This window comes from Flavisericum labens, assembly GCF_045446075.1.
In the GTDB taxonomy this organism is placed as follows: domain Bacteria; phylum Bacteroidota; class Bacteroidia; order Flavobacteriales; family Flavobacteriaceae; genus Flavisericum; species Flavisericum labens.
In genome coordinates this window covers 1-14,652 of the sequence record NZ_JBJJBQ010000002.1, presented here as the reverse complement: position 1 = coordinate 14,652, position 14,652 = coordinate 1, and the positions used below count along the sequence as shown (strand labels likewise).

The 14,652-nt window shown below is 36.2% G+C and carries 13 protein-coding genes; 5 read left to right on the top strand and 8 right to left on the bottom strand.

Annotation, left to right across the window (positions count from 1 at the left end):
- Window positions 1–116: 116 nt before the first annotated feature.
- The 4 genes from ACIEHO_RS03565 to ychF all read right to left on the bottom strand — a co-directional run bounded on the left by ACIEHO_RS03565 (window position 117) and on the right by ychF (window position 4,806).
- Window positions 117–1,970, bottom strand: coding sequence for a DNA topoisomerase IV subunit B (locus ACIEHO_RS03565; protein ID WP_406968741.1), 1,854 nt, complete (start codon window positions 1,968–1,970; stop codon window positions 117–119).
- 118 nt (window positions 1,971–2,088) lie between these two features.
- Complete coding sequence (locus ACIEHO_RS03560; protein ID WP_406968739.1) at window positions 2,089–2,994, bottom strand: DMT family transporter; 906 nt, start codon at window positions 2,992–2,994, stop codon at window positions 2,089–2,091.
- A gap of 139 nt (window positions 2,995–3,133) precedes the next feature.
- Window positions 3,134–3,607: an SRPBCC family protein gene (locus tag ACIEHO_RS03555; RefSeq protein WP_406968737.1), complete on the bottom strand. Its 474-nt coding sequence runs from the start codon at window positions 3,605–3,607 to the stop codon at window positions 3,134–3,136.
- 104 nt (window positions 3,608–3,711) lie between these two features.
- Window positions 3,712–4,806: a redox-regulated ATPase YchF gene (gene ychF / locus ACIEHO_RS03550; protein WP_406968735.1), complete on the bottom strand. Its 1,095-nt coding sequence runs from the start codon at window positions 4,804–4,806 to the stop codon at window positions 3,712–3,714.
- A 156-nt stretch (window positions 4,807–4,962) separates the two neighbouring features.
- On the opposite strand from ychF, the gene ACIEHO_RS03545 reads away from it, so the two are divergent.
- Window positions 4,963–6,429: a carboxypeptidase-like regulatory domain-containing protein gene (locus ACIEHO_RS03545; RefSeq protein ID WP_406968733.1), complete on the top strand. Its 1,467-nt coding sequence runs from the start codon at window positions 4,963–4,965 to the stop codon at window positions 6,427–6,429.
- Window positions 6,430–6,665: 236 nt separating this feature from the next.
- Here ACIEHO_RS03545 and ACIEHO_RS03540 read toward each other — a convergent pair whose 3' ends face one another.
- The 4 genes from ACIEHO_RS03540 to ACIEHO_RS03525 form a co-directional block, all read right to left on the bottom strand.
- The gene (locus tag ACIEHO_RS03540; protein WP_406968731.1) at window positions 6,666–8,030 is read right to left on the bottom strand and encodes a fibronectin type III domain-containing protein; all 1,365 of its coding nucleotides are present in this window, start codon (window positions 8,028–8,030) and stop codon (window positions 6,666–6,668) included.
- A 275-nt stretch (window positions 8,031–8,305) separates the two neighbouring features.
- Entirely contained in the window at window positions 8,306–9,298 is a 993-nt protein-coding gene (locus tag ACIEHO_RS03535) for a Gfo/Idh/MocA family protein (protein ID WP_406968729.1), read from the bottom strand.
- Window positions 9,299–9,371: 73 nt separating this feature from the next.
- On the bottom strand, window positions 9,372–9,977 hold the full coding sequence (locus ACIEHO_RS03530) for a thiamine diphosphokinase (RefSeq protein WP_406968727.1): 606 nt from the start codon (window positions 9,975–9,977) through the stop codon (window positions 9,372–9,374).
- A gap of 103 nt (window positions 9,978–10,080) precedes the next feature.
- The gene (locus ACIEHO_RS03525; RefSeq protein WP_406968725.1) at window positions 10,081–10,434 is read right to left on the bottom strand and encodes a 4Fe-4S dicluster domain-containing protein; all 354 of its coding nucleotides are present in this window, start codon (window positions 10,432–10,434) and stop codon (window positions 10,081–10,083) included.
- 69 nt (window positions 10,435–10,503) lie between these two features.
- Between ACIEHO_RS03525 and ACIEHO_RS03520 the strand changes: the two genes are divergently transcribed.
- From ACIEHO_RS03520 to ACIEHO_RS03505, 4 genes are all read left to right on the top strand, one after another.
- Window positions 10,504–11,565, top strand: coding sequence for an acyl-CoA reductase (locus ACIEHO_RS03520; protein ID WP_406968723.1), 1,062 nt, complete (start codon window positions 10,504–10,506; stop codon window positions 11,563–11,565).
- Between the two features lie 73 nt (window positions 11,566–11,638).
- Window positions 11,639–12,703, top strand: coding sequence for a 3-phosphoserine/phosphohydroxythreonine transaminase (serC, locus tag ACIEHO_RS03515; RefSeq protein WP_406968721.1), 1,065 nt, complete (start codon window positions 11,639–11,641; stop codon window positions 12,701–12,703).
- A gap of 78 nt (window positions 12,704–12,781) precedes the next feature.
- The gene (locus tag ACIEHO_RS03510; protein WP_406968719.1) at window positions 12,782–13,732 is read left to right on the top strand and encodes a D-2-hydroxyacid dehydrogenase; all 951 of its coding nucleotides are present in this window, start codon (window positions 12,782–12,784) and stop codon (window positions 13,730–13,732) included.
- A 149-nt stretch (window positions 13,733–13,881) separates the two neighbouring features.
- On the top strand, window positions 13,882–14,523 hold the full coding sequence (locus ACIEHO_RS03505) for a DUF937 domain-containing protein (protein ID WP_406968717.1): 642 nt from the start codon (window positions 13,882–13,884) through the stop codon (window positions 14,521–14,523).
- Window positions 14,524–14,652 lie beyond the last annotated feature (129 nt).

Sequence of the window (14,652 nt, the reverse complement as noted above, 5' to 3'; positions counted from 1 at the left end):
TACCCTTTATTTGTAACCTGTGTACTTGTTCGCTACTTGTGCGATTACGCAAATATGCGTAAGACCGTTTTTTTTTGGCTTTTTTGTATAACATAATATATCTATTTTAATCTAGTTTATTCTTTTATTAAATCCAGTTCAACTTTTAGGTTATCTATGATAAACCCCTGTCTTGATGGCGTATTTTTACCCATATAAAACGACAACAATTCGTCAATTGACATACCATCATCCAGCATTACTGGGTCCAGCCTGATATCGTCACCTATAAAATGCTTGAACTCATCAGGCGAAATTTCACCAAGTCCCTTAAATCGTGTGATTTCAGGTTTTGGCTTCAGCTTTTCTATAGCGTCGATACGCTCTTGCTCCGTATAGCAATAAATAGTTTCCTTTTTATTTCTTACTCGGAAGAGTGGCGTTTGTAAGATGTACAAATGTCCCTCTTTTATCACTTCGGGAAAGAATTGCAGAAAGAATGTTATTAACAACAATCTAATGTGCATACCATCAACATCGGCATCGGTAGCAATTACAACATTGTTATAACGTAAATCCTCTAACGATTCCTCTATATTTAAAGCTGCTTGAAGCAGGTTGAACTCTTCGTTTTCGTAAACAATTTTTTTAGTTAACCCATAGCAATTTAATGGCTTACCTTTTAAACTGAATACCGCTTGCGTATTTACATCGCGCGATTTGGTAATACTTCCAGAAGCCGAATCACCCTCGGTAATAAAAAGGGTCGTTTCTAAATTTCGGTTGTTCTTGGTGTCTCCAAAATGCACACGGCAATCTCGTAATTTTTTGTTATGTAAACTTGCTTTTTTAGCTCTATCTCGTGCTAATTTACGAATTCCGGAAAGCTCTTTACGCTCACGTTCAGCCTGCAAAATTTTACGCTGAATTTTTTCAGCCGTATCGGTATTTTTATGTAAATAATTATCGAGATTGGTTTTTACAAAATCATTGATATATGTTCTTACTGTTGGGTAATTTCCACCCATATCGGTTGAACCTAATTTGGTTTTGGTCTGACTTTCAAAAACAGGCTCCATCACTTTTATGGCTATAGCCGAAACTACCGATTTTCTAACATCGGAAGCATCATAATTTTTGCCATAAAATTCGCGAATGGTCTTTACCAAAGCTTCCCGAAAAGCATTTAAATGTGTTCCGCCTTGCGTGGTATTTTGACCGTTTACAAAAGAATGATATTCTTCACTGTATTGTGTTTTACTGTGCGTTAAGGCCACTTCAATGTCATCTCCCCGTAAATGAATAATAGGGTACAACAAATCTGATTCATTAATGGTTTCGCTCAATAAATCTTTTAATCCATTTTCACTAAAATACTTTTCACCATTAAAAACAATAGTTAACCCAGGGTTAAGATACACATAGTTTTTAAGCATCTTAACCACATACTCACTTCGGTATTTGTAATTTTTGAAGATGCTATCGTCTGGCACGAAAGACACTTTTGTTCCTTTTCTACGTGTAGTATCATCTAACTTTTCCTCGTTAGTTAATTCACCCTGCTCAAATTCTGCGGCCGCTGATTTTCCATCACGATTAGATTCTACCCTAAAATAATTTGAAAGTGCATTTACGGCTTTGGTACCTACCCCGTTTAAACCTACCGATTTTTTAAAGGCTTTGGAATCATACTTTCCACCGGTATTCATTTTTGAAACCACATCAACCACTTTTCCCAAAGGAATTCCGCGACCGTAATCGCGAACAATTACTTTATTGCCTTGTATGGAAATATCGATGGTTTTTCCGGCTCCCATCACAAATTCATCGATGGAATTATCCAAAACTTCTTTTAGCAAGATATAAATGCCATCATCTGGTGAACTGCCATCGCCCAATTTACCAATATACATTCCTGGACGCATACGGATATGCTCTTTCCAGTCTAAAGAACGTATATTATCTTCGGTATAATTGGTTTGTTCCGTCATATATCTATTTATGCAAAGTTTAGTGAGGGTTTGCTAATATAATATAACCATTTAAAAAAAGAAAAAGGCAGAACACAAAATAATTAACAATATACCATGGTATTGTTGAGAACCCAAATTAGACAATCGGCTTCTTTTTAACAGAGACCAATAATATCCCTAAAATAACTGCCAGAGCACCAAACCATTGCATTATCGTGAGGCGTTCATTTAAAAATATAGCAGCTAAAATGATGGTTGAAATAGGACCAAAACCTGCTATGACCGCAAAATTTGATGAATTGATACGATTAATAGCTTCGGAAACCAAATACGAAGGAATAACAGTTGCAAAAAAGGCGATTAAAAACCCGAATAAATATACCTGCCATCGGTGATTAAAAATATCAACTTTTGAAACCAATCCGTAATGAACAAAAACACATATACAAGAAACCAACATCGCGTAGGTTGTAAATTTAACCACCCCAAATTTTGGAATCAACCAACCGCTCCCTACCAAATAAGTAGCATAAGTTATGGCACAAAGCAAAATTAAAACCCCTCCAATAAGCGCATCGCTGCCCGTATTTACAACTTCTCCCCAAAAAGCAACAACAATTCCCAAATAACTCAAGGCGATGGCAATTATTTGAATTTGTGTAATGGGCTTCTTTAAAAATAGCTTATTAAAAACAAGAACAATTGTGGGGTACGAAAACAGTATGATACGCTCTAAACTTGCTTTTATATATTCCAACCCAACAAAATCGAAGTAACTAGATAAATAATAGCCCAAAAAACCAAAAAAGAATATCCAAGCATAATCTTTAGGCACTATTTTAACCGCATCTTTCTTTTTGCTATAAATTATGGCGACTACCAAATAAAATGGAAACGAAAACAACATACGCAACAGTAAAACACTAAGTGCATCAACATGGTAACGGTATGCCAATTTAACCATTACGGCTTTTGAAGAAAACATAACGATACCTAAAACACCCAATAACATGCCATAAATGAATGATTTTGTTGATTTCATTCATCTAAAATAAATGCTTAGATGATTAAGGAAATTCCAAAATTGAATGAATTACGACGTTCAACCCACTACTAAAGTTAAAAACTATAATGAACTTAAGCAGGAGCACCAAGGCAAGGCCTTAAAGAATTATCTTCAACTAAAACCCTATTACTTGTAAAGCTAAATTTTCAGCCTTTTCCTTTACAAAAAGGTTTCTTCGTATTAATCGGTTTTTAAGATATCTCTTTAAAAATAGAAAATTAAAAATTTGGTCTATAAACATATATCGTGCGGCATAGCTAAATATATCGACCATAACGGTTTCTCCATTTTTTTCGCTAAATAGGTGCTCATGCTTAAAAAACTTTAGGTCTCCATTGAGCATTTCATCTACAAAATAGTAAGGCGAATCAAATTCCGTTATTTTAAACTTTAAATGTTGCACAAAACCAAAACGTTTGACTTCCCAGTTTACCCACTCACCCAGTTCCATTAGCCCTGACACCTTTCCTCCTACTGCTATTTCTTCAAAAGATTTTAAAGATTCCTGATGAACATCTATACTTCGAGCTACATCAAAACAAGTTTTAGCATCAGCTTTTATTACGGTTTTTAATTTTATTAGAGACATTAAAGATTACATTAAGAGACTACAGCCACATTAATAAGGACACATAGTACGGAAACAAGTCACTTTAAAAAGTGAATTTTCTAAAACCTTTTAAAACTTATGTTCTAAACGTTAAATAAGAAGTGCATCACATCGCCATCTTTTACGATGTAGTTTTTGCCTTCTACACGCATTTTACCGGCTTCTTTCACTTTGGCTTCACTTCCATAAGTTACATAATCGTTATAGCCAATCACTTCGGCACGGATAAAACCTTTTTCAAAATCGGTATGGATTACTCCAGCTGCCTGAGGCGCCGTAGCACCAATATCAACGGTCCAAGCACGTACTTCTTTCACGCCAGCTGTAAAGTAAGTTTGCTGGTTCAATAATTTGTATGCTCCACGGATTAATTTAGCCGAACCAGGCTCATCCAACCCGATATCCTGAAGAAACATTTGGCGTTCTTCGTAGTCGTCCAACTCATTAATATCAGCCTCAGTTCCAACTGCCAAAACCAAAACCTCTGCCTTTTCATCGTTTACCGCTTCTTTTACTTTTTCAACATAATTGTTACCTGAAACAGCACTACCTTCATCTACATTACAAACGTACATAACGGGTTTATCAGTAATAAACTGATTAGTTTTTACGTAATCCTTATAATCATCTTCTGAAAACTCCAACGCTCTAACCGATTTTCCAGCTTCTAAACCTTCTTTGATTTTTAACAAAACAGCCTCTTCCGCCTGAGCTTCTTTATTACCCGTTTTAGCTGCGCGTTTTACTTTATCTAGTTTCTTCTCGGCAGTTTCCAAGTCTTTTAACTGCAACTCCATATCAATGGTTTCTTTATCACGAATAGGGTTTACATTGCCATCAACGTGCACTACGTTATCGTTATCAAAACAACGCAACACATGTAAAATTGCATCGGTTTCTCGGATATTTGCTAAAAACTGGTTCCCTAACCCTTCACCTTTGCTTGCTCCTTTTACCAATCCCGCGATATCTACAATCTCTACCGTAGCCGGCATAACACGCTCTGGATTAACCAAAGACTCCAATTTTTCCAAACGTGGGTCGGGTACGTTAACCACACCAATATTGGGTTCAATAGTACAGAACGGAAAGTTTGCACTTTGCGCCTTGGCGTTAGACAAACAATTGAACAGCGTTGACTTTCCTACGTTTGGCAATCCTACAATACCTGCTTTCATTTTTGGTTAAATTGATTATGTTAAAAGAATCGTCTTTTGGTTTTTGCGAGTGCAAATGTAGTTAATTCCGTGGTTATTTTTTGTAACATTATCCAGCTTTAATCGTTGGATTGTTATAAACCTTTATTATTAAGGTATAGCAACTTAATTACACAGATGAAGAAAATAATCACTAACATAGCCTTGGGCTTAATTTATTTTTCTGGTTTTTCACAAAGTATAACCGCAAGATTGGTTTCCAATGAAAATGACAAACCCATCCCCTATGCCTCAATAAAAACTGGTGAGCATACTGGTGTGATTTCCAACGAAGAAGGGTATTTTACTATAAAAAATCAAATTAAAACCATTACTATTTCGTGCATGGGTTACAAAAACAAGATCCTTAGCACGAAGGACATTAAAGCCTCAAATTTTATTATTAAATTAAGTGAAGCTACTAATCAACTTAGTGAAGTTTACATAAGCAACAAAATTCCCAATGCCGACTCTATTATTGCCCAAGTAAGACAAAATATTTCCAAAAATTACGATTACGAACTTAACAAGCATAGCATTTTCAGAAGAAGTTCAAATTATGCCAATTTTGAAAGTTTAGAGTTCGAAATTGAAAAAGCCTCACACGTTAGCAAAAAAAACATCAAAAAGGCCAATGCTGATTTAAGAACGCTTTCACAAAAAGTTCGAGAAAGTGATATGGTTCATTTTACTGATTTTAAGGGCGAACTATACGCATTCAATCAAGATAGCAGTAAATTGAACGTACAAAAAGCCACCAAATTGATAGATTACAAAAATGACTTTTCTATTGAAGAGATTCAAGAAAATGCACAAAATATTGTTTTAACCTACTTAGACACCACCAAAACCTATAAGGTTAAAACTGGCATATTTAAGGTTGAAGATTCGCTGTCATTAAATGGTGAAGATTTTAAAGACGACGACAAAAATGAATTCGAATTATCGAATTTAAATGACGAAACAAGAGCCTTATTGGGTAAGGCCCAATTTTTAGACGAGTCGTTTTTAAGCAACATCACGGACAAAAAGCATTACGAATACACCTTTAAAGACGCCACCATTAGTAACAACGAACTAAATTACATCATTCATTTTGAGCCCCGTCGCGGAAAAAGTAAATACACCGGTACCTTATACGTTAGCGATTCTACTTATGCCATAACCCGAGTAGACTATAATTACTATAAAAAACGTCATGGTGGCAAAGTGAACCTAAAACTACTTTTGGGAATTAAATATATAGCCAACGTTAGTGAAGGCACTTTACTTTTTGAGCGGCACACCAACAATATGTATCAGCCTAAATACATAAAACATACCTCTGGCAGTTATTTTTATGTAAGCCGCGATTTGAAATTTATTGAAAACAGCACGGCCAAAAACAAAATTGGTTTCAGTTTTAAAATTGAAGGCAGTAACGCCAATAAGGAAGAAATTCTTTTCACCGAAAACAGCAAATTAAGTTTAGGCGATTTTGAAACCATCAATCAAGAAAAGAAAGGAACATACCAAATTTTAAACAAGTTTGACCAAACCCTATGGGAAAGCGATGAAACTTTAGAGCCATTAGAAGAAATGAAAGCGTTTGAAGGCGGAGAGTGATTTGAGGAAATTGCAATTATCGTGTTTGGGCATGAAACTAAGGCATATTGGATCTGAGCACCTGTCCATCGAGATAAAGCTTGCTGTGTCTCCGAATCTTGCAGAAACCACTGCACGCCCTATGTTTTACACACTTTTTATAAGTTTGATTAAGTAAACTACCTTCGTCACTTTGGGATTTCAAAAAATTGTTTTTTAGTTACTGAAGTATGTTGCCCAATTAAAATAACGTATACCTATTCTTCTATTTGCCAGAGCTTCTTCTTTCCTGTACTGAAATCTTTACTTATGGTAGCCCGGTCATATTCTTTTCCTAGAACATCATAAGCTATATAGGTGAGCGTGTTATTCTCAACAGTTATGACCTGATAAAATTGATTCTGTTCAGCTGCTTTGTCTAACTGGTAACCCTGAGCTCTATAGGCTTTCATTTGCTCAGTCTCAAGTTGATATTGTTTAGGGCCGCTAACAGAGGTGACATATATGGTTCCGAGGTCACCATTGTCTTCTGATTTAGCAGTTCTGACGGGAACATGACCTCTTGCATAGGTATGATCATGACCATTTAGCACTAGGTCTACATTATATTTATCGAACAAAGGTTTCCAGTTTTTACGTGCAAACTCGAAGTCACGTCCTTTAGCTGGAGAGAATACAGAGTGATGACATGTTAAAATCTTCCATTTGGCCTTACAATTTTTTAGTTGCTGTTCAATATATTTAGTTTGTTCTTGTATTTCTTGTCGATTCGCAGAGTTGAGTACGATGATTCGAATGTCCTGATAATCGACTGTATACACAGTTTCGTGGAGTTCTGGCGGTAATCTCTTTTCAATTGGCAAGGTAAATTGTGGTCTCCATTGAATAGCAAGCTTTTTAGGTTCGCCATCAGTTAACCGTTGAAATTCATGATTTCCAACTACAGGTATCGCCGTCCATTGGCTATAAATAAAGCCACCAGCCTTAAACCACTGAGCCCATTCATGGTCGTGGTGCGCATCATTGATTAGATCCCCTGCGTGGATGACAAATGATGCTTTAGGAGCTGTTTGGTACACCATACGGATTACCCGAGACCAATGTGCGAGAATACTGTCCTGAGCATCGCCCAAGTACACGAATTGCGTAGAGGCATATCTCGTCTTTGCTGTGCGAAATTGAATCCACTCAGACCAATATTCTTTACCGTCTCCCACTCGATAAGCATAAAGTTTATCCGGTTTCAGTTCATCAAATATTACACTGTGATAGTGGACTAACAGGGAGGTATTCCCTTTATATAAACCTAAGTCAAATTGTTCAGTCATGGCATCTTTAGTCACACAATTGTTTGTAAACTTTGAATTTACCGTTGCTTCAGCAATTTGTGCGACTGCATTTATAATGCTTGTGTCGGTTCTCCAGGTAACGGCTCGACGTATTGCTGGGTCACCATGGAAAGTAAGCATAATTCGGTCCGGATCTTTGCTTGGAACCTCCCAATGATGAAGTCCATTCTGGTGATTGTGTTGTGCTGTTAACGGAATAACCGAAAGGCATACCATTGCAGCAAAGCAGAATGTTAGATAATTATATCTATTTATCCTTCTGACTGTTTTCACTTATATTAATCACTTTTATGTCTTAATTTAAAGATTAGCATAATTTCTTAGTTCTTTATTAAATCACAAAGAATCTGCATATTGGTTAATTAACCCTATAATATTACTGATGGCATAAAGATAAAATGCAGTTTCAATTCATTTTATCGATTGATAAACGAAATTATCACTTTAAAAACAGAAAATCAAACAGATAGTTATTTAATTATGTTAATTCATTAATAAAAGAATAAGACCAACAAGATTCTTAAAAAGAAGCAAGTTCAGCCTGTAGCCTAAAACTGGCTATTATAAATTTCCAAAACCATTTCGGTGGCATTTCTGGCGGATTCTCCTGTAACTAAACAATCGTCTCCCGTTTTTACAGCGTTTACAAAATCATTTAAAATAGTCTCATGGTTGGTGGTATCCGCAACGGCAGCCGTTGCTGCTCCAGTATGGGTGTTTTCGCTTGCGGATTGGGTAGTCGGGTTTTCAACGCCCTGAACATCCCAATGGGTGATGACGTCATTTTCTAAAATTAAATAACCTTTGCTGGTATAAATTTCCATTTTGGCCGGAAACCCAGGTTTTGTAGCTGTTGATGCCGTTATCGTTCCAATCATCCCCAAGTCATGAGCACAAATGACAGCACCGTGGTCTTCCACTTCAATATCATGAACAAAAGTACCCAACTTACTTACCAATTTATTAGGTTTCCCGAAAAACCAATAATACAAATCAATATAGTGCGAAGCCTGCTGAATAAAAGGTCCGCCACCATCAATTCCATAAGTCCCTCTGTACGGCGATGAATTATAATAGGCATCGTTGCGGTAGTTTTTAACCGATAAATCGACCGAAAAAATTTGCCCCAATTCACCAGAATCTATCATTTTTTTTACAATAGGATTATCTGAACTATAACGCCTTTGGTAGGCCACCCCAAGCCTAACATTATTATTGCGGCAAGCATCAATCATTTTGTCGATTGATTTTAAAGTAATATCTATAGGCTTTTCGCAAAGCACATGTTTACCCAAATTAGCGGCTTCAATGGCACTAAGATGATGGATACCATTGGGCGTGCAAATGATAACAGCATCAAAATCAATGTCAATTTCAGAAATGTTTTTAAAAAAAGGGAGATGGCTTAACGGATGTGGCTTTTCAGTTTTACCAGAAACAATGGCGACAACCTCAGCATTTTCAATGTTGTTTAATGCCGATAAGTAAGTACCTGCAATATTACCACTTCCTATAATGACGAACTTTATGGATTTGCTCATAGTTGATGTTTATAAAATTGAATTAGAACTATTCCCAACTCGCCACTAAGTTATAATTTTTCTTTTAGTATCATCAGTCATTAACAAACACAAACAAGACGCCGCTTTTAAAAGTTATAATAACTTCATTTGAAATAGCTTCATTTCTTGTGCCAATGCGTTTTCCAAAAGTTAAAGGTTCATCGGCAAGTGCATATTTTAAACCTTGGGTCGTTATGCCATGTGCTTCAGGAAAAGGAACTAAAGACACTATTTTATTTTTACTTTCGACTATCTTGGTTAGATTATCGGCTAAAAAATAATAGCCATAATTATCGAAAAAGTTAAGGTTCAATTTAGATTTCCATTTTATGGCTGCGCTCAAATTTCCCAAAAAATGGTCCTGCTCTTTTCCGCTAGCGCCATAAACATCAATATTAACAAAGCCTTTGTTGTGCAAGATTCTTAAAATCTTTTCAAAATCGGTATAATCTTGGTCGGGTGTTGGAATGGCCTCAATATGTGTTGGAAGACTTTCCAAAGCATCAAAATCACCACTGATAAAATCAGGCGTCACATTGTTTTCAGCTAAGAACCGATAAGCTCCATCTGTAGCACAAACAAGGTCGTAACTGGAAAAATCCGGTAGTTGTTTTGGGCGCTCGCCATCAATTAATAGGAATACTTTTTTTGAGTTCATTTAGAAAATAGTTACTGCTAAAATAAAAATCCCAAGCCAAAGCTCAGGATTTAATTTATTATTTCATGTCGATTAGATGTACTGAAATTGTTTCAGTATCGACTTATCCTTCTGGATGCATAAACTTTTGCTTAGCCAAAAGTTCTTCTTCAGTTTCCTCATGATCTTCATCAGGCACACAACAGTCTACAGGGCAAACCGCAGCACACTGTGGCTCGTCGTGGAAACCTTTACATTCCGTACATTTATCGGGTACAATGTAATAAAGCTCATCACTCACTGGTTCTTGTGCCTCATCGGCGTCAACCTCGGTTCCATTGGTAAGAACAACCTTGCCTTCTAAACTGGTTCCGTCTTTATAGCGCCAATCGTCCGCACCTTCATATATTGCTGTGTTTGGGCACTCAGGTTCACAAGCACCACAATTTATACATTCGTCTGTTATTATAATTGCCATAGCGTTTTTTTCTTTCTAACTTTGCAGTCGCAAAAATAAAGCCAAAACCATTCATAACCAAATTTCACGATGCAATTACAGGAAAGAATTACCGCTTTTGTAAAATTAGGAGATTTTTTAAGGCAATTTTCTAATGATATCATTCAAAAGGAGGATCATGTTGAACACAATGATATGTTCTTCGATGGTTTTAAGCATCAATTAAAATTGGCCCAAGAACACAATGGCTGGTTTACGCCAGAAAACATACGCTTTGCCATGAGTGGTTGGGCAGAGTCTTTAACCGAAGACCATTTAAACACCTGGCTTAACCCTTATAATTTCACTGACGCTAAGCCAAAACAAGTGGCCATAATTATGGCAGGCAATATTCCTTTAGTGGGGTTTCATGATTTTTTATCTGTACTGATTACGGGGCACCATGTTTTGGTAAAACAGTCTTCGAGTGACAAACACCTGTTGCCTTATCTGGCAAAATATCTAGAATATGTTGAACCTCAGTTTAAAGGAAAAATAAGTTTTTCAGAGAAAAAAGTTGAAGGTTTTGATGCCGTTATTGCAACCGGTAGTAACAACACAGCTCGTTATTTTGAATATTATTTTAAGGGCAAACCTTCCATTGTAAGAAACAACCGAAATTCTGTGGCTGTTTTAACAGGAAATGAATCTACGGAAGAACTAAAAAACCTATCAGAAGACATTTTTAGATACTATGGCTTGGGATGCCGAAACGTTTCAAAAGTATTTGTTCCAAAAGATTACAAATTCAATGATTTTTTCGAAGCCATTTACCATTGGCATCCTATAATTGAAAAAGCCAAATACGCCAACAATTATGATTACAACAAAGCCGTTTACTTAATGAGCGAATTTGATATGCTTGAAAATGGTTTCTTTATGATAAAAGAAGACGAAAGCTACGCCTCGCCCATTGCAACATTGTTTTACGAACATTACGACAATACAGAAGAACTAAAGAAAAAACTAGTTGCCGAAAAAGCCCAAATTCAATGTATTGTTTCCAAAGGTTTTATTGAAAAAGAAATTCCATTTGGCCATACCCAAAAACCACAACTTTGGGATTATGCCGATGATGTAGATTCCGTTGAATTTTTGTTAGCAATTTCTTGAAAAAATTATTGAATTTATAACATATAATCCCTAATTAATTAGCAACTTTGCATCTTAATTTTTACCACATATAATGAAAAAACATAACTTTAGCGCAGGACCAAGTATTTTACCACAAGAAGTATTGTTGAAGGCTTCTCAAGCAGTAATGGATTATAACGATTCTGGCTTGTCTTTAATTGAAATATCACACAGAAGCAAAGACTTTGTTGATATTATGGAAAATGCACGAGCTTTAGTTTTAGAATTACTAGGCTTAGAGGGCAAAGGCTATAAAGCATTGTTCTTACAAGGCGGTGCCAGCACCCAGTTTTTAATGGTGGCTTTAAACCTGTTGGAAAAAAGAGCAGGCTATTTAAATTCTGGTTCTTGGGCAGCAAAAGCCATAAAAGAAGCAAAAATATACGATGATATTTATGAAGTTGGTTCGTCAAAAGATGCTAACTACAATTACATCCCAAAAGGCTACGAAATCCCTGAAGATTACGATTATTTTCACTGCACATCAAACAACACCATTTTTGGAACGCAAATGAAGAGTTTTCCAAAAACCGATATTCCGTTGGTTTGCGATATGAGTAGCGATATATTCTCTCGTACCTTGGATTTTTCTCAATTCGGATTAATCTACGCTGGAGCACAAAAAAACATGGGACCAGCAGGAACAACTTTAGTAGTAGTCAGAGAAGATATTTTAGGAAAAGTATCTCGTAAAATACCATCAATGATGGACTATAAAGTGCATATCGACAAAGGTAGTATGTTCAATACGCCACCTGTATTTCCAATTTACACTTCTATGTTAACCTTAGAATGGTTAAAAGGTCTTGGTGGTATTGCCGAAATTGAAAAAGAAAACGAAAAGAAAGCACGCTTGATGTATTCTGAAATTGACCTAAACCCATTATTTAAAGGGTTTGCTTCTAAAGAAGACAGGTCTTTGATGAATGCCACGTTTACTTTAGAAAATGAAAATTTAAAAGAAACCTTCGAAACCATGCTTAAAGAAGCTGGTATTAGTGCCGTAAATGGGCATAGAAGTGTTGGAGGCTATAGAGCTTCTATGTATAACGCCTTGCCTATTGATAGTGTAAAAGTGTTGGTGGAAGTAATGAGCGAATTGGAAAGTAAAGCATAAAGAAAAGTTTAACCTAATCGGTAAAATTCAAAAGCTGATAGTTGAACACTAAATTAAATATAACTTTTTACCTAAAAAATGAAAGTATTAGCAAACGACGGTATTTCACAAAGCGGAATTGATGCTTTAGAAAAAGGCGGTTACGAAGTAATTACAACCACCGTAGCCCAAGAACAATTAATAAACTACATTAACAAAAACGACATTGCAGTTTTATTGGTACGTAGTGCAACTACCGTGCGTAAAGACTTAATTGACGCTTGCCCAGACTTAAAAATTATTGGTCGTGGTGGCGTTGGAATGGATAATATTGATGTTGAGTATGCTCGTGAAAAAGGCTTAAACGTTATCAACACACCTGCAGCATCTTCACATTCTGTAGCAGAGTTGGTTTTTGGACATTTTTACGGATTGGCACGTTTTTTACACAACGCCAATAGAGAAATGCCTCTTGAAGGAGACAGTAATTTTAAAGGCCTAAAAAAAGCATACGCCAAAGGAACTGAATTAAAAGGAAAAACTTTAGGTGTTTTAGGTTTTGGACGAATTGGTCAAGCCACTGCAAAAGTAGCTTTAGGAGCTGGAATGAAAGTTATTGCTTTTGATCCATTTTTAGAAAAGGCCAACTTAGGATTAGAGTTTTTTGACGGACAAAAATTAAATTTTGAAATTGAAACCATTTCTAAAGAAGAAGTATTAAAACAAGCTGATTTTATTACGCTACACGTTCCTGCTCAAAAAGACTACGTGATTGATGAAGCCGAGTTCAATATGATGAAGGACGGTGTTATTTTAGCCAATGCAGCTCGTGGCGGTGTTGTTAATGAAGTAGCCCTAGTAAAAGCACTTGAAAGCGGTAAAGTAGCTAGAGCAGCTTTGGATGTTTTTGAAAAAGAACCAAAACCAGAAATGCAATTATTAATGAACCCTGCGTTATCATTAACACCCCATACCGGTGCGGCAACTAATGAAGCGCAAGATAGAATTGGAGAAGAATTAGCGTCACAAATTATTAGCATTCTAGGATAAATCCTTGGAATGCATTCGTCAAAACCATGTAGGTTTTGATGTAAATGTGACCTAAACGTTATAAATGAGTCCTAACCTTAGATGTTGGGACTTTTTTTGTACATTCAACATCCAATTTTACTCATCTTATTAAAAAAACATAAACAATCATGTCAGGAATTTTAGATTTATTGAACAGTGACCTAGGAAAAACATTAATTAGTGGTGTATCCAATCAAACCAATCAACCTCAAAACAAAACTCAGGATGTTTTAACTATGGCCTTGCCTGTATTAATGCAAGCTATGAAACGTAATGCCTCATCTCCTCAAGGTGCAGAGGGCTTAATGAGTGTCCTAAACAGCAAGCACGACGGAAGTATTTTAGACAATTTAGGTGGATTATTTAGTGGTGGTGTTGATGACAATGTTATGAACGACGGAAGTAAAATTTTAGGACACGTCTTAGGAAATAAACAACCAAGAGTAGAACAAACTTTAGGAGCCAAAGCAGGAATGGATGCAGGTTCTGTAGCACAAATACTAAAAATAGCTGCTCCTATTTTAATGGGTGTTTTAGGTAAAGAAACCAGACAAAACAAAGTGAGCGACCAAAGTGGTATTCAAAGTCTTTTAGGTGGGCTGATTCAAGGGAACTCGCCACAGCAGGAGCAAAGCTTTTTAGAATCTATTCTTGATGCTGACGGCGACGGCAGTGTAATTGATGATGTAGCAGGAATGGTATTAGGTGGAAACAAAAAGAAAGGTGGCCTAGGTGGACTGTTGGGCGGACTTTTTGGAGGAAAAAGATAAATTCCTGAATTATAATGTCTAGTCCTAAATAACCGATACAGATTATTAAAGGATTAAATTTATAAATTAAAGCTGAACAATGGTAACATTGTTCAGCTTTTTTGATTTGTATATTTTTCTTTTGAGTTT

What these genes read in the sequence shown, in the direction of transcription:
- ACIEHO_RS03525 (WP_406968725.1), bottom strand. Translation starts at nt 10,434, where the DNA reads ATGGCAATTATAATAACAGACGAATGTATAAATTGTGGTGCTTGTGAA.
- serC (WP_406968721.1), top strand. Translation starts at nt 11,639, where the DNA reads ATGAAAAAACATAACTTTAGCGCAGGACCAAGTATTTTACCACAAGAA.
- ACIEHO_RS03530 (WP_406968727.1), bottom strand. Translation starts at nt 9,977, where the DNA reads ATGAACTCAAAAAAAGTATTCCTATTAATTGATGGCGAGCGCCCAAAA.
- ACIEHO_RS03505 (WP_406968717.1), top strand. Translation starts at nt 13,882, where the DNA reads ATGTCAGGAATTTTAGATTTATTGAACAGTGACCTAGGAAAAACATTA.
- ACIEHO_RS03565 (WP_406968741.1), bottom strand. Translation starts at nt 1,970, where the DNA reads ATGACGGAACAAACCAATTATACCGAAGATAATATACGTTCTTTAGAC.
- ACIEHO_RS03510 (WP_406968719.1), top strand. Translation starts at nt 12,782, where the DNA reads ATGAAAGTATTAGCAAACGACGGTATTTCACAAAGCGGAATTGATGCT.
- ACIEHO_RS03545 (WP_406968733.1), top strand. Translation starts at nt 4,963, where the DNA reads ATGAAGAAAATAATCACTAACATAGCCTTGGGCTTAATTTATTTTTCT.
- ACIEHO_RS03555 (WP_406968737.1), bottom strand. Translation starts at nt 3,607, where the DNA reads ATGTCTCTAATAAAATTAAAAACCGTAATAAAAGCTGATGCTAAAACT.
- ACIEHO_RS03535 (WP_406968729.1), bottom strand. Translation starts at nt 9,298, where the DNA reads ATGAGCAAATCCATAAAGTTCGTCATTATAGGAAGTGGTAATATTGCA.
- ACIEHO_RS03560 (WP_406968739.1), bottom strand. Translation starts at nt 2,994, where the DNA reads ATGAAATCAACAAAATCATTCATTTATGGCATGTTATTGGGTGTTTTA.
- ACIEHO_RS03520 (WP_406968723.1), top strand. Translation starts at nt 10,504, where the DNA reads ATGCAATTACAGGAAAGAATTACCGCTTTTGTAAAATTAGGAGATTTT.
- ychF (WP_406968735.1), bottom strand. Translation starts at nt 4,806, where the DNA reads ATGAAAGCAGGTATTGTAGGATTGCCAAACGTAGGAAAGTCAACGCTG.